Below are 19,969 nucleotides of genomic sequence, written 5' to 3'. Positions count from 1 at the left end.
ATTTTGTACTCTTTAGCCGAGTAAGAGGATATGGTTAAGTAATATGTTTGACATTTAGGTAAAACTTTAAAAGCCGCTTATTTAAAGTGATAAAGAAAAACTACATTCCCTGTGTAAGCAGTTTTCGTTTGTCCTTTAATGTCAAGATTAGCTTCAATCACCACTTTTGTAATGCCTCTTAAATCAGAAATTGCAATTAATTTCGCCCGTAACTGAACCTCATCATCTACCAATACCGGTTTGTTAAATTTAAACCTCTCAATCCCATAATTTACTTCCATCTTAACATTTTGGATGTCGGCAATTTGTTTCCATAAATAGGGGATAAGCGATAAGGTTAGATAACCATGAGCTATGGTCGATCCGAAAGGGCCAGTAGACTTGGCTTTCTCCTGATCGCAATGAATCCATTGAAAGTCTAATGTGGCTTCTGCAAATTTGTCTATTTGCTCCTGATTGATTTTATGCCATTGAGAGGCACCAATTTCTTTGTCCAAATATGATTTGTACTCTTCAAAACTATTAATTATTACCATAAGCTTAATCCCAGCCTTGCTCCGTTTATGAAAGCTAATTTATCGCCGAATTTTTATACTTGACTTAATTCTGACAGTTGGAAGGTAACTAAATTTTAAAGAATTTAAAGAAAATTTAACTTTTGAGTGGTTTTATTTATATTATTGAACATGAAATCTAAATTGATACTTGTATGCCTATCAATTCTATCGCTTAATATTTACGCACAATCTGGCAGTCGGAAAGAAATAACTTCTTATATCAATACAATCCTTAATCGGGGTTTGAACATAAAGTTTACTAATATCGAAAACCGCTCCCCATTTAATTATATAAGATTTGTATCTCGGAAAGATCGCGTGATGTTAGGGTTTTATGGATCAGATAATGCTAATGATACCCGTGGAGTACTCTATCAATTCAATCCTGCTGATATTTTATCTTTTGAAAAGGTTTCAGAGATTCGGTCAAATCCGATGCGCATAATTCGGTTAAATTTTCCCAGTAAATCTGTTAAGTATAGCTACTCCTGGAGAATAAAGAAAAGCCAGGATTGGTTTTTTATGTTAACAGAATGTGTTGAAATTCCATATTTATCAACTGATGAATCGCAATATGATCTTTTAGTTCAGGCCTTTAAAAATCTTCAGATTGATTACGGAAATACTAGGAAGAAAAGATAGGCACAAGAAATGATTTATGTAAATATTTTCTGATTATAATTAGGAACGACATTAAGATTCCGCCTCAACACCTTCTTCATACATTTCGTTAATCGCATCAGCATACTTCTTTTCTACGATTCTCCGCTTAACTTTCATGGTTGGCGTGATTTCTCCTTCATCAATGCTGAATGGATTACGTTTAATTTTAAAGTTTTTGATGCGCTCGAACTTGGCCAGTTCGTTAGAAATTCTTTTGATGTCTTGTTCTATCCAATGGATAATTTCCTGCTCACGGATAAAAGGGTCTGTATTTTCAAAAAAAGATGGTTTGAGTTTGAAAGTCTCTTCTAATGTTTCTCTGTTGGGAATAATGATTGCAGTGATAAATTCACGTTTATCGCCAATTAAAAATAGTTGATCTATTTTCGGACTTTTTAAGTAAATATTTTCTACCGGTGTTGGATACACATTTTTGCCGTAGGCATTCACAATCATGTTTTTTAAACGATCAGTGATTTGGAGGTTGCCTTTGTAAAAGCGGCCAATATCTCCGGTATGAAACCACATATCTTTGTCAATAGCTTCAGCAGTTTCAGTAGGTTTGTTAAAATAACCTTTCATTACACAATGTCCGCGAACAATCACTTCACCTTCAACGCATTCAAATTCCTCATTAAAAGTATCATGTGTTTGAATATTGATGATTTCTTTGCTTTCAACATCTTGTATTCCAACTTCGATTCCAGGGATAACGCGTCCAACTGTTCCGTAAACTTGCCTGTGGTATTCCGTAACCGACATTACCGGAGAGGTTTCCGTTAAGCCAAAGCCTTCAAGGATTTTAATGCCTAAGTCGCCAAAAAACTCACCAACATTTTTAGGCAAAGCTGCTCCGCCGGAAATCATAAACTTTAAACGGCCACCGGTTTTCTCTTTAATTTTGCTGAACACCAGTTTTTCGGCAACGGCTTTTTTTATTCCTAAAATTAAGCCTGGGTTTTCACCTGCTTCTTTTGCAATACGATATTTATTTCCGGTTTCTAAAGCCCAGGTAAATATTTTGGCTTTAGTTCCGCCACCGGCAGTTCCCGATTTTATGGCTTTATCGTGAATGCGCTCTAACAATCGCGGTACGCAGCTCATCACTGTTGGGCGAACTTCCCCCATATTCTTAGCTAATAATTCTAAACTTTGCGCAAATGCTATTTTACAGCCCTGTGCACAGCAAACATGGTAGGTTGCGGTACGCTCAAATACATGCGATAAAGGCAAGAATGATAAGAAAGTTTCGGTTTCATCTATTACAGGAATTTGTTGTAAACAAACTTCTACATTTTTTACAAAATTCCGGTGTGTAAGCATTACACCCTTCGGCGTACCCGTTGTGCCAGAAGTGTAAATTAATGATGATACATCGTTTGGCTCAACCAAGCTTCTGCATTGATCAATTTCCGCCCGTTCAGCAGCAGTAACCTGATGCTTAAGTGCTAATATGTCAGCGAAGGCGATAATTTCAATATCTAAAACTGCAGGAACATTTACTTTTTCAAAATCTTTAAAAGCGGGGATGATATATTTCAGTTCTTTACAGCTTGATGCAACCTTAAGTACCTTTCTGTATAAAAAATTGTTTCCAACAAGAATTCCCTTTATACCTGAATCATTAATAATATATGCTACCTCTTGTTCTGATAAAGTGGGATATATGGAAACATTAATAACACCAATTTGCTGAATGCCTTGATCATAATATACATATTCAGGAGAATTTTCGATCATTAAACCTAACCGGTCTCCTTTTTTAATTCCTTTTTCCAGAAAAAATGCCGAAACAGCATCTGCTCTTTTTAGCGTATCTTCAAATGAAATCTCTGCCCATTCTGAACCTTGTTTATGAATCAAAAAAGTTTCTTCAGGCTTGTGAATGTTTTTTACAACATTTCTCAACAAGGTAGGGACGGTTGAAAATTCGTTAATTAGTGGCATTGCTTTTTATTTGGTGTTCGTTATAATTAACAATAATAATGCTTTTTGGTTTAAAAACGCAAATTGATGTGTGCTAGCTGATTTAAAAAATGAACTATCCACCGCAGGTTTTGGATAATTGAGAGTCACTTTCATATCAAAACTTAGAAATTATTTAAAGCTACTAAAACAGCATTTTTCCTGAAAGGAAAAAGCTCAAACAAAAAAAGACCCCGAAATCGGGGTCTTTGAAATATTTATAAAATAATTTTTAAACGGAGAAACTTTCACCGCAACCACAACTGCGACTGGCGTTTGGATTGATGAAGTTAAAACCTTTACCATTTAATCCATCCGTAAAATCCAACTCAGTTCCTGCCAAATACAGGAAAGATTTCATATCCAATGCGATTCTGATTCCTCTATCTTCAAAAAACTGATCGCCTTTTTGCTCTTCATTATCAAAGTCTAAGTTATAAGATAATCCAGAACAACCGCCACCTTTTACAGAAACACGTAAGAAGTAATCAGCACCCATCTCTGAATCCTGCATTAAATGAACGATTTTTTCTTTTGCTTTATCTGTTATAGTAATCATATTGATTTCCGATTTTAGATTTCCGATTTTAGATTTAAACGAATAGCAAATCGTAATTCGTTAATCTAAAATCTAAATTCTGTTTAGTGATGCGATTTCTCTAATACAATTGCTTCTAAACCATTTTTTACGCGATAATCGTTAATGGCCGATTTAATTGCATCTTCTGCTAACACCGAGCAGTGAATTTTTACTGGAGGTAAAGCCAATTCTTCAACGATATCCATGTTATCAATCGATAAAGCCTCATCAATTGTTTTTCCTTTTAACCATTCTGTAGCTAAAGAAGAAGAAGCGATCGCCGAACCACAACCAAATGTTTTAAATTTAGCATCGGTGATTACATTATCTTCACTAACCTCAATTTGTAAACGCATTACGTCACCACACTCAGGTGCGCCAACTAATCCTGTACCTACAAATTTACTGTCTTTATTTAATGTACCTACGTTACGTGGGTTATTGTAATGGTCAATTACTTTTTCTGAATATGCCATGATATTTTAGATTTTAGATTTACGATTTTAGATTGCCCCTTCACCGTAATTTATTAAATTTTATATTTTTATTTGCTTGCAGATTTCAGAATCGTAACCCTTAAATCCACAATCGTAATTTAAACTAGTGTTCTGCCCACTCAATTTTACTCAAGTCAATTCCTTCTTTAAACATTTCCCAAAGTGGAGAAAGTTCTCTTAAATGATTAACTGCTTTTTGAGTAACCGCAATTGCCTGATCAATTTCTTCTTCAGTAGTGAATCTTCCTAAACCGTAACGGATAGAAGAGTGTGCTAAATCATCAGATAAACCTAAGCTTTTCAAAACATATGATGGTTCTAACGAAGCCGAGGTACAAGCCGAACCTGAAGATACAGCTAAATCACTCATTGCCATCATTAAACCTTCTCCCTCAACATATTTAAAAGAGATATTTGCTACGTGTGGTAAACGGTGTTGTGTATTACCATTAACATAACTTTCTTCCATTTTGTTTAAAGTGGTCTCTAACTTATCACGCAAAGCTGATAAACGGATAGTTTCACTTTCCATCTCTAAACGGCAAAGCTCGCAAGCTTTACCTAAACCAACAATGCCAGGAACGTTTAATGTACCAGAACGCATTCCACGCTCATGGCCACCGCCATCCATTTGTGAAGTTACTTTAACTCTTGGGTTTTTTCTACGAACGTAAAGTGCACCAACGCCTTTCGGACCATACATTTTGTGCGCTGAAAAAGCCATTAAGTCAATTCCATCTGCATTTACATCAACCGGAATTTTACCAACTGCCTGCGTTGCATCAGTCATAAATAAAGCACCATGTTTGTGTGCAATCGCCGAAATTTCTTTTACAGGTTGGATTACACCGATCTCGTTGTTACCATACATGATCGACACTAAAATCGTTTCAGGAGTCATTGCAGCTTCTAATTCAGCTAAGTCAATTAAACCATCTTCTTTAACGCCCAAATAAGTTACTCTTGCACCATTTTTTTCAAGGTGTTTACAAGTATCTAAAACTGCTTTATGTTCAGTAACCGCAGTAATGATGTGGTTACCTTTATCTTTATACATTTCGAACACACCTTTAATTGCCAGGTTATCGGCCTCAGTTGCGCCTGATGTAAAAATTACTTCTTTTTCAGTACAGCCGATTAATTTGGCTACCTGCTCACGAGCATAATCTACTCCCTCTTCAGCCACCCATCCAAAAGCGTGATTACGGCTTGCGGCATTTCCAAATTTTTCAGTAAAGTAAGGTAGCATCGCTTCCAACACTCTAGGGTCTAAAGGTGTTGTTGCGTTATTATCTAAATATATCGGCTGTTTCATCTCTATTCTGTTAATTATGATCACAAAGATACAAAAAAAGTTTTCTAACAATTATAATTAATAGCTATGAGGTTATAGAGAAAACACGCATTTTTACATTCAACCAACCTTTCAAAACAATGAACAAGATAGAACATATTGGAATTGCCGTAAACAGCCTCAATAAGTCTGTTCCGCTTTACGAAATTTTGCTAAATACCTCCTGTTACAAAACAGAAATAGTAGCGTCAGAACAGGTAAGTACTGCATTTTTGAAAACCGGTGAAAATAAAATAGAATTGTTAGAAGCTACATCTGAAGATAGCGCAATAGCGAAGTTTTTGGAAAAAAAAGGCGAAGGGATTCATCACATCGCATTTGCTGTAGATAATATTTTGGAAGAAATGGAACGACTCAAAGCCAATGGTTTCACGCTGTTAAATGAAGTGCCGAAAAAAGGAGCCGATAATAAAATGGTTTGTTTTGTTCATCCAAAAAACACCCATGGCGTATTAGTAGAACTTTGCCAGGAGATTAAATGGTTATAGGCGATCACTTTATTGACTTAATTTTTTGTTGAAAACGACCAGTTCAGCTTTTCATTGCCTCTGCAGTCCTGCTTCCACTTTACTTCGTTACACTCCGTGCTCGTTTCTATCAGGTTTATTTAACTTAGCTTTGTGTTTCATAGCTCTAATTAAATGGTCAATAATAATCTAAAAATACCTTTCAGTGTCACTTATTAAAATCATAAGCAAAGATTTCGATATCAACGAAAACCTCACAGACAATCAATTGCGTGAAACCATGATAGATGCGTTTGCCTATTTGGTCGATAACGATTTCCCTAAATTAATTCAAATTTTATACAAAGCAGATGTAGATCAATATAAACTGAAAGAATTATTAGAAACTGCCCAGGGCAGGAGTTCAGCCGAAGTAATTGCTGATGGTTACATGGAGCGTCAAATGGCTAAATTAGAAACCTGGAAAAAATATAGCAAGTAGTTTTTTTTCATTTAGTCTTCTATCAAATTAAACGATAATAGGTTTCTAGAAGTGACCAAGTTATATAAGAACAATTTTCAGTAAAATACAGTTCAGAATTTGACCTTATCAGTAGGTACAGAGAAGTATTTCAGGTATTTGGGTAAAACGAACCTTCTAAAATTAACTAAGTAAATTAAAGCAAAAGAAAATATTTTAACACGCCCTTGTAAATCAAAAATAAAATTAGGATATTTGCATCCTCTAAAATAGAGGTAGAAAAGACTAATAGAAAATGTCATAAGCGTTGTTGCCAGCAAATTGCAAAAATGTTCTTGATGCTTTCACACAAATAACTTAAAATAATATTCAAATGAAAAAAGATTTGCACCCATCAAGCTACAGACCAGTTGTTTTCAAAGATATGTCTAACGAATATGCTTTCTTAACAAAATCTTGCGTTGATACTAAAGAAACTATTAAATGGGAAGATGGTAATGAGTATCCTCTTTATAAATTAGAGATTTCTCACACTTCACACCCTTTCTATACTGGTAAAATGAAATTGGTTGATACTGCAGGACGTATCGATAAATTTAAAAACCGTTACGCTAAGAAATAATTTTAGCTGTAAAAAGCATTTTTTAAAGTCCCTTTGCCAAAAGCATCGGGACTTTTTTTATTTTTGTTGCTTATGACAATCAATCTATTTGATGATGCTTGCTGGGCGTCTCTTCGTCCGCTAACGTTTACAAGGCCTGTTGCTGATTTGCGTATTGGTATTCTTACAATTGCAGAGAAATGGGCAAAATATTTAAACGCTGATTTCGGTTTTAACACTCAAGATTATCTTTCGATAAAATACGCTCCCAAATTAAACGCAAAATTATTTGTTAATGGTGCCATATGTCCTGATCATGAATTGCTTACTGCTGTTTCAGGACTTCAAGCAGGAGAAGTTCTATCATCTGGCAGTGATGTAATTGCTTATGCATGTAATGAAAGTTTAACATATGAACAAGCTAAGCAACAACTCAGGCCAATCGATTATAAACAGAACTTTCTGAAAATCATTTATCCGGAAAATATTTTCACACATAATCCTGCAGAAATCAGAAAAGATTTTGAACTTTTAACTAAGGGGCGAATTTCAGCTAACATAAGCAGCACCAATCAGTTGCTTGGCGATGATATCTTTTTTGAAGAAGGTGCAAAAGCCGAATGTAGCGTTTTAAATAGTGGCTATGGTCCAATCTATGTAGGTAAAAATGCCGAAATTTGGGAGGGAAGCTTAATACGTGGATCTTTTGCGCTCTGCGAAAATTCATCTGTTAAAATGGGTGCAAAAATCTATTCGGGCACAACCATTGGCCCTAACAGCCGTGCGGGTGGCGAAATAAATAATTCTGTAATTTGGGGTAATTCTGCAAAAGGGCATGATGGCTACTTAGGTAATTCGGTACTGGGTGAGTGGTGTAATATTGGTGCAGATACCAATAACTCCAATTTAAAAAACAACTATGCCGAAGTGAAGCTCTACGATTACGACAACAAAGCCATGCGTAACACAAACCTACAGTTTTGTGGTTTAGTGATGGCTGATCATGCGAAATCTGGTATCAACACCATGTTTAATACAGGAAGCATTGTTGGTGTAAGTGCCAATATTTTTGGCGGAGGTTTACCACCAAACCACATTCCAGATTTCAGCTGGGGTGGTGCAGCTGGATTTGAACATTATAAACTGAATAAAATGTTTGAAACAACAGCAAAAGTATTTGCAAGAAAAAACAGACTTTTAGAAGATACCGAAAAGCAAATCTTAACTAAAGTTTTTGAATTAACAGCTCCACACAGAAACTTTTAATTTTAATTATGATTTCATCAGAAATCAGCAAACCAATAAAATAAATACAATGAGAAAACAAATCGTAGCAGGAAACTGGAAAATGAATTTAGATTATAACGAAGGCGTTTCGTTATTCAGTGAGATTGTAAATATGGTTAAAGATGAGCGTAAAGGCAATCAACTGGCTATCATTTGTTCTCCGTTTATTCACTTAAACAGTTTAGCTAAATTAGGTGGGAATGATGTTAAAATTGGTGCTCAAAATATCAGCGACAAAGAAAGTGGTGCTTTTACTGGTGAAACCTCGGCTAAAATGGTAAAATCTGTAGGGGCTGAATATGTAATTTTAGGGCACTCTGAGCGCAGACAATACTTTGCAGAAAGCGATGCTCTGTTGGCAGAAAAAACAAAAGTTGCTTTAGCACACGGTTTAACACCAATTTTTTGTATTGGTGAAACACTAGATGAACGTGAAAATGGAAGTTATTTCGAAGTCTTAAAAAAACAATTGGTAGAGGGTGTTTTCAGCCTAAACGATAGTGACTTTTCGAAAATTGTAATTGCTTACGAACCAGTTTGGGCAATCGGTACAGGCCTAACAGCTTCTCCAGAGCAGGCTCAGGATATTCATGCATTTATCCGTTCGGAAATTGAAGCAAACTATGGTTTCAACATTGCTGACGATACTACAATTCTTTACGGTGGTAGCTGTAATCCTGGTAATGCGGCAAGTTTATTTGCTCAAAAAGATATTGATGGTGGCTTAATAGGTGGTGCATCATTAAAATCTCGTGATTTTACAGATATTATTAAAGCCTTAAATAGCTAAATGCAATATATAAAAGCAGTATTTACATTCGAAAATATCGAAGATTATCAACAAGATTTATTAATTAGTGATCTTGCTGATTTAGGTTTTGATACTTTTGAAGACAGTGAAAAAGGTTTCACGGCGTTCATCATCAAGGATAATTTCATCAAGCAAGAGTTAAAAGGTTTACTTTTTCGGTATGCTGATGATTTCGCTTGTGATTATCTTTTAGAAGATGTAGCAGATGAAAACTGGAATGCTGAATGGGAGAAAAACTTCAGTCCGTTGGTTATTGATGACGTTTGTTATGTAAGGGCAACCTTTCATGAGCCACAACCATCTTACCCTTATGAAATTGTAATCGACCCGAAAATGTCGTTCGGCACCGGTCATCACCAAACTACTACTATGATGATGCAGTATATTTTAGCTGCAGATTTAAAAGACAAAGCAGTTTTGGATATGGGCTGCGGAACGGCAATCCTCGCCATTCTGGCTGCTAAATTAGGTGCTGAAAGCCTGGTTGCAATTGATTATGATAATGTTTGTTACGAAAGTACCATAGAAAATGCTGCATTAAATAATGTAACTAATCTGAAAGCGCTTTGCGGCAGTAAGGAAGTGATTCCAAATGAAGAATATGATGTCATTTTTGCAAACATTAACAGGAACATTTTACTAGATCAAATTCATCGTTATGCGGAAGTTTTGAAGCCTGAAGGTAAAATATTCTTTAGTGGTTTTTATCTCGATCCTGATTTAGGAATGATTACTGCTGAGTGTGCTAAATACGGTATCAAATACCTTGATCATAAGCAAAATGGCGATTGGGTTGCGGCTCAGTTTGAGAAAAAATAAAAGGGAATAAAGCTTAAGGAACAACGTATCATGATGAAAGTGTACATAAAATCTTTGATCCTTGTTCTTTCATCAAAAAATAAATATGCGCATACATTTTATTGCGATTGGCGGAAGTGCGATGCACAATTTAGCCATTGCCTTACATAAAAAAGGTTATCAAATCACAGGATCTGATGACGTGATTTTCGAACCTGCTAAATCCCGTTTAGATAAATATGGCTTGTTACCGGCAGAAATGGGGTGGGATGAAAATCACATTTCCAGTAACCTTGATGCCGTAATTTTAGGCATGCATGCCCGGATTGATAATCCTGAATTATTAAAGGCACAAGAATTAGGCATTACTATTTATTCTTATCCTGAATATATTTACGAGCAAAGCAAAAATAAATTACGAGTTGTTATTGGTGGTAGTCATGGTAAAACAACGATTACAAGCATGATTTTACATGTGTTAAACTATTATAACCGCGATTTTGATTATTTAGTTGGTGCCCAACTCGCTGGTTTCGAAACTATGGTTAAGGTAACAGAAAACGCTCCGGTAATGATCATTGAGGGAGATGAATATCTTTCCTCTCCAATTGATAGAAGACCTAAATTTCATCTCTACAAAGCAAATGTAGCGGTGATTAGCGGCATTGCCTGGGATCATATAAACGTTTTTCCAACCTACGCAGATTATACCTCGCAGTTTGAGAAATTTATTAATACCATTGAAGAAGCTGGAACTTTGATTTACTGCGAAGCAGATGCCGACTTGAATGAAATAGTTTCCCGTTCTGAAGCAAACATTAACAAAATAGGTTATGGAATTCCTGCACATGAAATTGAGAACGGAATTACTTATTTGCTACCTGAAAAAACAGCTTTAAAGATCTTTGGCGATCATAATCTGATGAATCTAAATGCAGCAAAATTAGTTTGCGAGCAATTAAATATCAGTACAGCAGATTTTGATACTGCAATTGCATCGTTTACAGGTGCAGCAAAACGTCTTGAAGTAATTTCAGCTAATGATTCAACCAATGTTTATAAAGATTTTGCTCACTCTCCATCAAAATTAAAGGCTACAATTGATGCGGTTAAAGCGCAATTTGCAGATCGGAAGTTAGTTGCCTGCATCGAATTACATACGTTCAGCAGTTTAAATAAAGATTTCTTAAAGGAATATGCCGGAGCAATGGATAAAGCTGATCATGCGATTGTATTTATCGATTTAAAAAGCTTTGAGCAGAAAAGAATGAAACCTTTTTCAGAAGAAGATGTGCAGGAAGCATTCTCAAACCCTAAATTGAAATTCTTTAACGATGCCGTACAGCTTAAAGCATACCTGCTAAGTTTAAATTATCAGCATACGAACTTATTGATGATGAGCTCTGGTAATTATGCAGGTTTCGATTTGCCTGAGTTAGCGGCGTCTTTAAAGAACTAATGAAAAGCATTGGTGATCATATCAAGAAGTGCAGAGTAGCATCAGGATTAAGTCAGGCTGATGTAGCAAAACTTCTTGAAATTTCCACTCCTGCATTTTGCAAAATAGAAAAAGGCCAAACCGATTTAAACATTTCTAGATTACTTCAGATATCTAAATTGTTTAAAATTTCAGTGGCAGAATTAATTACCGGGATTGCAGCTGGATCTGAATTTTCAGAGGATGTATCAAGCCTAAAACAACAGCTTCTTGAAAAAGATGAAGAGCTCAATAAACTTCGCAAGAAGGTTATTGAGCTTTATGATAAATTGGGGATGTAGCTTTTCGTCATTGCGAGGTACGAAGCAATCTTAACACAATAGCTAAAATCTTGAAACTTCAGCATTAAGATTGCTTCGTACCTCGCAATGACGACTATTTATTTAAAAAACCTTCCTCATCGTTAAGTGCTTTTTGCCAAAGGTTGCACCGGTGGCTTTGTGGATCGCAAGCATCTGCTCGTTAAAGTCACCTACCCAGCTTAGTTCGAGTTCTTTATATTGGTTTTTAGGTAATACATATTCTCCTAATCTGATGAATAACACTGATTCCAGTCCGTGCTTTTGGAATTTAGGTTTTGTACCCATTACGATGGCCCGCATACGGGTTACACCAACCCAACGGCGATAAGCAAATCTCAATTTTTCGATTAAGCCAAGTTTACCGTCAAAACCTTTAATCATTTGGTTCGCATCTGGTATCAATACCACAAATGAAGCGGGTTCTCCGTTAAAGTAAGCGAACTGAATCAAATGTTCATCCATAATGGGTTCCATACTTTTAAAACTTTCTTGCAAAGTTTCTTTTTTTATCGGAACAAAATTTTCAAAATTCTGCCAGCCATCGTTATAAATTTCCATTAAATCATTAATGTACTTTTCTGAGTTTGCTTTACTGAAATATTCGAAAGTATAACCTGGTTTATTTCTAACCCAGTTGGCAATTTTGGTAAAACGCTCCGGAAATGGGATGGTTAAATTGATGTGGTTAGTTAATTGCTCATATTCGGTTACGAAACCATATGCGTCGAAAAATTTCTGGTAATAAGGAAAATTATAATTCATCCCGAAAGAAGGAGGGGTGAAGCCTTCTACAAGTAATCCCCAAAAGGAATCATTTTCACCAAAATTTATTGGTCCATCCATGGCTTTCATGCCATTTTCAGTTAACCATTTTTTTGCCGTATCAAATAGTGAAAATGCAGCTTTTTCATCATCAATACACTCGAAAAAACCTATCCCGCCTGTGGGCTGCTCATAATTAAACGCCTTTTTCTCGTTGATAAAGGCAGCAACACGACCAATCAGATTCCCCGCATCATCTTTTAAAATCCATCGCGTACACTTGCCGTGATTAAAGAAATTGTTCTTCTCAGGATTGAAAACGTTTTCTACTTCACTATCAAGCGGACAGATCCAGTTTTTGTCGTTTTTGTAGAGAATTTTTGGAACTGATAGGAAATCCTTTTTAAGTGATGAAGTGCTTACTGGTATAACTTGCATGGGCAGATTTTAAAATTAAAAAGCATCCTACCAAGCGGAGGGATGCTTCTTCAAATATATAGTTTTTTAATGATTAGTAATCGTCGTCGTCGTCATCGAAGTTGTCGAAATTGTCAAGATCGTCTAATGGCATGTCAAAATCATCTTCGTCTTCATCTTGAGATTTCTTTTTCGTAGTTTGAATATCGTCATCTTCAAGATCATCATCTTCGTCTACCTGTTTCTTAGTAGTCGGCTTAGTAGGGAGTTTCTTTGGCGCTTTCATAACACAAAAATAAAAATTGCTTTTATAGTTTAAAAATACAAAAAAACTTTTTTTAATAACAAGCTGAAATCAAATAAATTAATTTGCACTATTCAATGTTTTCACCAACCGTATTCTCTTCTCTGGAAATATCTTTTAGCTGAGGAAGTTGATTTAAATGGTTTAAACCAAAATAATCCATAAAAAGACTGCTGGTGCTATATAATATGGGACGCCCGGGTGTTTCTGCTTTTCCGTCGATACTAATTAGTTCTTTTTCTAATAATCGCTGTACAGAGTAATCAGAATTTACACCCCTTATTTGCTCAATTTCGAGCTTGGTTATGGGTTGGCGATAAGCGATAATAGCTAATGTTTCCATTGCAGCCTGGCTTAACTTTTTCTTCGATCGATGTAACTGGAGTTGGTTAACTGTGGCGTGATACTCTTTTTTGGTTAAAAACTGGTAACCACTATTTAAATTCACGAGTTCAATAGCAAAATCATCATGACTATATTTTTCTTTGATTAAATCCAGGCTGGCGAAAACATGCGTTTCATGATATTCAAGATCAGAAGTAGCATTGAGTGCTAATATGATTTCCTGAACAGTTATGCTTTGAACAGATGAGAAAATAAGGGCTTCCACGTGCCTGGTAACATCAAATTTGGGCATACACAAAAATATAATTTTTGGACATAAAAAAAGCGGTCTCGCTTTTTAAAAAACAAGACCGCTTTCAACACACAAATGAAACCTGAATTAAGATATAGTTTTAGGTTAGGTTATTAAATATCTATATCAATTCTATAAGAACGTTTTGATAAACACTATCGTTTATTTCTAATACAAGTTTAAGGCTAAAGCGGATGTTGAGTTGCTTCTATTTAGTGAGTGGTATTAATAATTGAGTAAACGGTAAAAATGCTATTTTAACGGTATAGCTATTGATACAATTGTACCATTGGTAGTCATTTGTTTAACGGTGAGGTGTATAGGTTTTGCTGCAATCTGGCCGAGCAGGTTCAATCTTTCTCTGGTAAGCTGCATTCCCTTACTAACATGTGTTCCGCTTTTATTTTTCAAGGAGTTCTCAATGCCAATGCCATCATCAATAATTTCGATATTTAAATAATCGTTATCCTTAATTTTGATGTTAATTTGAATTTCACCACCCGTTTCTTTTGGCATAATACCATGCCATATTGCATTTTCAACATAGGGTTGCAATAACATCGACGGAATTAGTGTTTCTTCTCTGTCTATTTCTTCATCTACCGTAAAAGCATATTTGAGTTTTTCTCCAAAACGATTTTTTTCCAACTTGAGATAGAGACTTAAATATTCGAGTTCTTCTTCAAGCGTGATATAGCTTTTCGTACAAATCTCCAGGTTCTTCCTGATTAGACGGGCAAAGCCAGTTAATACACGGTTTGCTGACGCCGTATTTTGGGTGTTGATGTAATGCTGGATCGAATTCATCACATTGAAAACGAAATGTGGATTCATCATGGCTTGCAAAGCCTGCTGCTCCAACATCAAAACCTTGTTTTTAAGCAAGAGCTGTTCTTGCTCTTTGTCTTTCTGCTTTCTGGTGATGTAAACGGCCACCTTATAAAAAATATAAGCCACCAGTAATATTAAAATGGATAAAAACCAAAGGCTTTGCCAAAAGTGTTTGGTAATAGAAAAAGCAATTTTTGCTGATGGACCCCAATTTCCGTTCTGGCTTTTTGCAGAAACTTCAAAAATATAATCGCCAGATTGCAGGGAAGAAAAATCGAGGCGCCTTGTTCGGGTTTCTACCCAGGCAGAATTTTCACTCAAACGATAGCGATAAGTAATGTCGCTTGTGGTAAAATCTACAGCACTGAAGGTAAATAAAATGGTGTTATTTCCGGTTTCAAAAGTGAAGTTTTTCTGGTTTACCGGCAACCGTTCATTATCTTTAATAATGGAGGTAACATATACCTTGGGCAAATTTCTAATGATATTTTTGTTATTGTATTTAAAGAGGATTAAGCCTTTGTTTGTGGCAAAATAGGCTGTACTATCGTCAATAAACAGACTGTTTATATCATCGCTAAGCAAATCTTTGCCATAATCAAAATTGGCAACACTTGGCTTTGCAGGGTAATCGGCAATTTTGTTAACCCCTTTGTTTGTGAGTACCCAAATTTCATTATTCTTTACAAATATTTTTGTGCAGATGTTATTTGTTAAGCCATCTTTTTGAGTAATTTGCTTCGCGATCTGATTATTTTTATAAAACAAAAGGCCATAACCATCCGTCGCTAAGATTAATGTTCCATCAGCCAGTTGCTGAATATCATTAATTCTTTTGGTGAGCAGTGGATGTTTTTCAAAATGCTTAATCAGTTTTCCGTTTGCAAACTGCGACAAGCCATTGATGTTGGAGAACCATAAAGTTCCGTTTCGATCATAAAAAACATGATAGGAGCGATCTTTAATAAAATCTTGCTTTTCCCTGTATTTTAATGAGTTAAACTCTAAAGTATTTAATCGATCTGATAAAAAAACAACACCAGAAGAAAGTGCCAATGCCAACCTGTTGCTCTTTTCATCAAGGCTAAAGTGTTTTATCACAAACATAGAGTTGTTCGTTTCTTTCAAATAATTTACTTCGTTAATGCTGTTGTAAATATTCTTGAAAACGCCCATCCCATAATCTGAAGAGAAATAAATCGATTGATTTCTTGAATCGAAATTAATCTGTTTGATGGTTTTGTATTTTTTGAAATCATCTAAACCAATTTCATTTACCTGGTAATTGTTAATGGTTAACACATCAATTACCGCATCATCAGTTCCCAGCCACAAGCGGTTTTTGCCATCTTTGGTAATGCTTTTAATTACATTACTACTCAAACCCGATTCCGCATCGATAATGGAAAGCCGGTTATTTATGTTTGGTAACATGTAAATCCCGGCATTGGTAGCAAACCACATGTTCTGGTTATTGTCTTTTATCACCTGATTAACCGGAATGTCCTGCAAATACTGAACGGTTTTTCCATTTTTATCTAAGGCGAAAGAGCCATTTGCATTGGCAATCCATACCTCTTTCGCAAGATTATCATAGTAAAAGTAACCCGACATATTTTTAATCAGGTTTTGTGGAATAGGAATAATGTTGTTGATTTTTCCTCCTGTTAATTCTTGCAATCCACTTTTATCCAAATACAATAATGATTTATTAGCGGTATTGGTTGCGGTCATGTAAGAGAGCGGTTGGACATCAGATTTTATGATGGAAAAAGTTTTCCCGTTAAATTTCTGAACACTTAAATCACTATAAGAGAAAATGTTTCCCTGTTCATCTTCGTGGATGAAGGCATTGATGAATTTATCTTCCGGATTGGGCGAAACATATTTTTTTATCCTTTTTCCATCCCAGCAAACAATTAAATTAGAATTTGTTCCCAGCCAGATTCTGCCTTGCTTGTCCATCAAAAATGAAACGATAACAGTATTAAAACTAAGTTTTTTCAGAAGCTCGCTATTCTCACGATTGTAAAATTTTCCATCTTGTAAGTAACTCAGTTGGCCATTTAAAGCAAAAAACCAAATGCGCCCGAACTGATCTTCTTTCATTTGAAGAATTTGCGTGTCAGGCAAGCCATCTTCAATTGTAAAATTCTGAAAATTTGTGCCATCAAAACGACTAATTCCATTATCAGTTGCTATCCAGATAAAGCCTTTTTGATCTTGAAGGATAAAGTAACAGTTATTGCTGGCAAGTCCATTTTTAGAGGTGTAATGTGGCAAATAGGTCATTTGCGCTTGAACGCTCTGTATATCTGTACAATAAAAAATTGCAAACAAAAAGGCAATGAAAAGGCTTTTCCTATGAAATAGGAGCGAAGCACTAGAGGCTACTTTGGCGTATCGTTTTATCGCATTAGTGATCACTGCCAGCTTTTGTGAATGATTTTATTTTGTCAAAGAAATCGCTTGCCCTTCTTCTGGAAATATTGATGCTTTCGCCATTCTTTAAAAAAACCTGCAAACCGTTTTTAGAATTATATTCCTTCAAATGATTTAAATTGATGATGTTCGATTTATGTACCCGAACAAATTGTTCTGTAGGCAATAGTTCTTCAAACTCACGTAAAACTTTCGAAACTGTTATTTTTTCCTGGTTATTTAGATGAACAATTGAATAATTACTATCAGCCTCAATGTAAATAATATCATCAACATCAATCATTTTAAAACCTTGTCCGTAGGGTAAAGTCAGTTTTCTGATTTCTGACTTTGATGCCAGGTTGGAGGCCAGATTACTGATTCGCTCATCATTTCCATTTTGATTTTTGAAAAGCCTGATGTGTTGCGAAACCTTTTCTACAGCAATTTTAAGTTCATCGATATCTATCGGCTTTAATAAATAATCCAGTGCATTTGCTTTGATTGCTTTGAGGGCATATTGATCATAAGCGGTGGTAAAAATTACGGCGGCATTATGCTTTTGCGCATCAGGTATTAAATCAAAGCCATTTCCTCCAGGCATCGCAATATCCAGGAAAATTAAATCGATGGCATGGTGGGCCAAAATATCTTTCGCTTCAGCCACAGATCTTGCGATGCCCGTAATTTCTACTTCCGGACAATTCTGTTGGAGCAGAAAAAACAATGATGATCTTGCAAACTCCTCATCATCAACAATAATGGCTTTTAATACAGTCATAGTTACAGGTTGGTGAATGTATCAAAATCGATTAATAAAAAAAAATGTAAAAACAAAAAAACCGGGTTCATAATTGTCACGTATGTATCATCAAATCGCATACAAAAACCCTAAACATAGTTACTATGAAAAACAATGAACTAGAAACAAAAACTGAACTTCAAGAGGAAAGTTTATTAAAAAGCACAGTAGGCAGGAGATCCTTCCTTCAGTATGCTGGTGCAAGTGCAGCCGCTTTAGCTTTGGTAGCTGCAGGCTGTAGAAAAGATCGTAATTTCACTGATCCAATGGCTGGCGTTACGCTTGATTTTAAAGACGATTTCGGTGTATTGAATTATGCCTATGCTTTAGAGCAATTAGAGGCAGCATTTTACATTCAGGTTGCCAACTCGAATCCATCAGGATTTACTACGGCACAAAAAGCTTATTTTCAGGATGTACAATTCCACGAAATTGCACACAGAGAATTTTTCAAAAAAGCGTTGGGTACAGCTGCAATCGGTAGTTTAGAGGTTAACTTCTCTGCAATAGATTTTACCAGCGGTGCAAGTGTATTGGCTACAGCAAAAACATTCGAAGATTTAGGTGTTGCCGCTTACAATGGTGCAGGTGTAAGATTAAAAGAAACAGCGTATTTAGTATTGGCTGGTCAGATTGTTTCTGTTGAAGCACGTCACGCGGCATATGTTAGAGATCAGATTTCAAACGGTACATTTGCTGATTTAGGTACGCTAAGTGCATTTGGTGCTGTAGATGCAAACGGATTAGATGGTGCTTTAACACCAGATAAAGTGTTGCCATTGGCTGCCCCATTCATCAAAACAAAAATTAACGTTGTAAACCTATAATCTTAAACTCAGAAATCATGAATATCATAAATATATTAGACGAAATTGAAAAAGTTGATGGAGAGATCTATGAAAGATTAAATCCACGTAGAGCAGCAATGAAGAGTTTCTTCAACGTTGGAAAGAAAATTTCTTTGGCAGCTTTACCATTGGCTTTAGGTTCTATGTTCCAAAAAGCTTATGGACAATCAAATCCTGCAAATGTTACCGAAGTATTAAACTTCGCGTTGGCTTTAGAGCATTTAGAATATAACTTTTACAACAGAGCATTATTAAGTACAGGCTTAATTCCGGCAGGTGCTGCTACAACTGCAATTACCACAATCCGTACACATGAATTGGCTCACGTAAACTTGTTAAGAAGCGCAATTACAGGTGCTGGTGGTACGCCAATTGTATTAGCAGAGGCTAACTTTGATTTTACAGCAGGTGGAACTTTTGGAGATGTTTTCACTAACTATGGAACATTCTTAAAGGTAGCTACAGCATTCGAAGATACAGGAGTTAGAGCTTACAAAGGTCAGGCGCCAATATTAAAAGGTATGCCAGTATTAACTACTGCATTGCAAATTCACTCAGTTGAGGCTCGTCATGCTTCTCACTTACGCCAGATGACGGCAGCATTTTTAAATGTTCCGTTGAAACCATGGGTAGGTTTAGGTGCTAACGGTGTATCAAACGATACTGGTGTTCCTCAGGTAGATCCCGTTTATGCTCGTGAAAACAACACGATTCAGGCAAACATCGAAATCACTGGAATTAATGGTACTGCAGTAACCAGAGCAGCAGCAGCAGAATCATTTGATGAGTTTTTAACTGGCGCTGAAGTGAAAACAATTGCCAACTTATTCATCAGAACAGGTTCGAAATTAACATAAGCCAAAAAGAATTTACATTATTGATTAGGTAATGTTTAGTTTAAGGTAGGGAGGCAGAACTGGGTTCTGTTTCCCTTTATTTTTGACCAGGATTTAAGGATTTAAGCTCAGGTATTTACTTGATTAGAAAATCAGGGTACTGTGTTTCAATTTTTGTTAGTCCTGCTTTACATTGCAATCTTTTTGGCTGTTCTTCGCGGTGCTCAGGGAACCGCAAAAAGGATTTCCATTCCAATCAGGTTTAGTTTGC

Annotated in this window: 21 protein-coding genes; 11 read left to right on the top strand and 10 right to left on the bottom strand. The window is 35.8% G+C overall.

Features of this window, described 5'->3' with window-relative positions:
• Positions 1-77 precede the first annotated feature (77 nt).
• A complete protein-coding gene (locus tag EA772_RS19975; RefSeq protein WP_124914678.1) occupies positions 78-536 on the bottom strand; it encodes a MaoC family dehydratase in 459 nt (152 codons plus the stop codon).
• Between the two features lie 342 nt (positions 537-878).
• Between EA772_RS19975 and EA772_RS19970 the strand changes: the two genes are divergently transcribed.
• The gene (locus EA772_RS19970) at positions 879-1,199 is read left to right on the top strand and encodes a hypothetical protein (RefSeq protein ID WP_124914677.1); all 321 of its coding nucleotides are present in this window, start codon (positions 879-881) and stop codon (positions 1,197-1,199) included.
• A gap of 51 nt (positions 1,200-1,250) precedes the next feature.
• On the opposite strand, the gene EA772_RS19965 is transcribed toward EA772_RS19970, so the two are convergent.
• The 4 genes from EA772_RS19965 to EA772_RS19950 all read right to left on the bottom strand — a co-directional run bounded on the left by EA772_RS19965 (position 1,251) and on the right by EA772_RS19950 (position 5,577).
• Positions 1,251-3,167: a long-chain fatty acid--CoA ligase gene (locus EA772_RS19965; RefSeq protein WP_124914676.1), complete on the bottom strand. Its 1,917-nt coding sequence runs from the start codon at positions 3,165-3,167 to the stop codon at positions 1,251-1,253.
• A 250-nt stretch (positions 3,168-3,417) separates the two neighbouring features.
• A complete protein-coding gene (locus EA772_RS19960; protein ID WP_010602055.1) occupies positions 3,418-3,744 on the bottom strand; it encodes an iron-sulfur cluster assembly accessory protein in 327 nt (108 codons plus the stop codon).
• Positions 3,745-3,827: 83 nt separating this feature from the next.
• Complete coding sequence (gene iscU, locus EA772_RS19955) at positions 3,828-4,241, bottom strand: Fe-S cluster assembly scaffold IscU (RefSeq protein WP_010602054.1); 414 nt, start codon at positions 4,239-4,241, stop codon at positions 3,828-3,830.
• 124 nt (positions 4,242-4,365) lie between these two features.
• Positions 4,366-5,577, bottom strand: a complete 1,212-nt coding sequence (locus EA772_RS19950) for an IscS subfamily cysteine desulfurase (RefSeq protein WP_010602053.1) — start codon at positions 5,575-5,577, stop codon at positions 4,366-4,368.
• Between the two features lie 119 nt (positions 5,578-5,696).
• On the opposite strand from EA772_RS19950, the gene mce reads away from it, so the two are divergent.
• The 8 genes from mce (at position 5,697) to EA772_RS19910 (ending at position 11,819) form a co-directional block, all read left to right on the top strand.
• Entirely contained in the window at positions 5,697-6,104 is a 408-nt protein-coding gene (gene mce / locus EA772_RS19945) for a methylmalonyl-CoA epimerase (protein WP_124914675.1), read from the top strand.
• A gap of 184 nt (positions 6,105-6,288) precedes the next feature.
• The gene (locus EA772_RS19940) at positions 6,289-6,564 is read left to right on the top strand and encodes a hypothetical protein (RefSeq protein WP_124914674.1); all 276 of its coding nucleotides are present in this window, start codon (positions 6,289-6,291) and stop codon (positions 6,562-6,564) included.
• Positions 6,565-6,916: 352 nt separating this feature from the next.
• On the top strand, positions 6,917-7,165 hold the full coding sequence (locus tag EA772_RS19935) for a type B 50S ribosomal protein L31 (RefSeq protein WP_010601831.1): 249 nt from the start codon (positions 6,917-6,919) through the stop codon (positions 7,163-7,165).
• Between the two features lie 72 nt (positions 7,166-7,237).
• On the top strand, positions 7,238-8,410 hold the full coding sequence (locus tag EA772_RS19930; RefSeq protein WP_029204360.1) for a GlmU family protein: 1,173 nt from the start codon (positions 7,238-7,240) through the stop codon (positions 8,408-8,410).
• Between the two features lie 49 nt (positions 8,411-8,459).
• On the top strand, positions 8,460-9,221 hold the full coding sequence (tpiA, locus tag EA772_RS19925; RefSeq protein ID WP_124914673.1) for a triose-phosphate isomerase: 762 nt from the start codon (positions 8,460-8,462) through the stop codon (positions 9,219-9,221).
• A complete protein-coding gene (gene prmA, locus EA772_RS19920; RefSeq protein WP_124914672.1) occupies positions 9,222-10,061 on the top strand; it encodes a 50S ribosomal protein L11 methyltransferase in 840 nt (279 codons plus the stop codon). It abuts the gene before it with no gap.
• Positions 10,062-10,146: 85 nt separating this feature from the next.
• The gene (gene murC / locus EA772_RS19915) at positions 10,147-11,499 is read left to right on the top strand and encodes a UDP-N-acetylmuramate--L-alanine ligase (protein WP_124914671.1); all 1,353 of its coding nucleotides are present in this window, start codon (positions 10,147-10,149) and stop codon (positions 11,497-11,499) included.
• Positions 11,499-11,819: a helix-turn-helix domain-containing protein gene (locus tag EA772_RS19910; RefSeq protein ID WP_124914670.1), complete on the top strand. Its 321-nt coding sequence runs from the start codon at positions 11,499-11,501 to the stop codon at positions 11,817-11,819. The genes murC and EA772_RS19910 overlap by 1 nt, the downstream gene beginning before the upstream one ends.
• A 102-nt stretch (positions 11,820-11,921) precedes the next feature.
• Here EA772_RS19910 and EA772_RS19905 read toward each other — a convergent pair whose 3' ends face one another.
• The 5 genes from EA772_RS19905 to EA772_RS19885 all read right to left on the bottom strand — a co-directional run bounded on the left by EA772_RS19905 (position 11,922) and on the right by EA772_RS19885 (position 17,993).
• Positions 11,922-13,040, bottom strand: coding sequence for a GNAT family N-acetyltransferase (locus EA772_RS19905; protein WP_124914669.1), 1,119 nt, complete (start codon positions 13,038-13,040; stop codon positions 11,922-11,924).
• A gap of 73 nt (positions 13,041-13,113) precedes the next feature.
• Positions 13,114-13,305, bottom strand: a complete 192-nt coding sequence (locus EA772_RS19900) for a hypothetical protein (RefSeq protein ID WP_010601824.1) — start codon at positions 13,303-13,305, stop codon at positions 13,114-13,116.
• A gap of 88 nt (positions 13,306-13,393) precedes the next feature.
• Positions 13,394-13,960, bottom strand: coding sequence for an SMC-Scp complex subunit ScpB (gene scpB / locus EA772_RS19895; RefSeq protein ID WP_116167897.1), 567 nt, complete (start codon positions 13,958-13,960; stop codon positions 13,394-13,396).
• Positions 13,961-14,212: 252 nt separating this feature from the next.
• The gene (locus tag EA772_RS19890; protein WP_246833999.1) at positions 14,213-17,083 is read right to left on the bottom strand and encodes a sensor histidine kinase; all 2,871 of its coding nucleotides are present in this window, start codon (positions 17,081-17,083) and stop codon (positions 14,213-14,215) included.
• Positions 17,084-17,207: 124 nt separating this feature from the next.
• Complete coding sequence (locus tag EA772_RS19885; protein WP_010601821.1) at positions 17,208-17,993, bottom strand: LytTR family DNA-binding domain-containing protein; 786 nt, start codon at positions 17,991-17,993, stop codon at positions 17,208-17,210.
• 125 nt (positions 17,994-18,118) lie between these two features.
• Between EA772_RS19885 and EA772_RS19880 the strand changes: the two genes are divergently transcribed.
• Positions 18,119-18,841, top strand: a complete 723-nt coding sequence (locus EA772_RS19880) for a ferritin-like domain-containing protein (protein WP_124914667.1) — start codon at positions 18,119-18,121, stop codon at positions 18,839-18,841.
• A 17-nt stretch (positions 18,842-18,858) separates the two neighbouring features.
• Complete coding sequence (locus EA772_RS19875) at positions 18,859-19,719, top strand: ferritin-like domain-containing protein (protein ID WP_124914666.1); 861 nt, start codon at positions 18,859-18,861, stop codon at positions 19,717-19,719.
• The last annotated feature ends 250 nt before the right edge of the window (positions 19,720-19,969 follow it).

The organism is Pedobacter sp. G11, assembly GCF_003860265.1.
Lineage (GTDB): Bacteria > Bacteroidota > Bacteroidia > Sphingobacteriales > Sphingobacteriaceae > Pedobacter > Pedobacter agri.
Note: the sequence above shows the minus strand (reverse complement) of the source record. Positions and strands in the feature narration are given on the sequence as shown.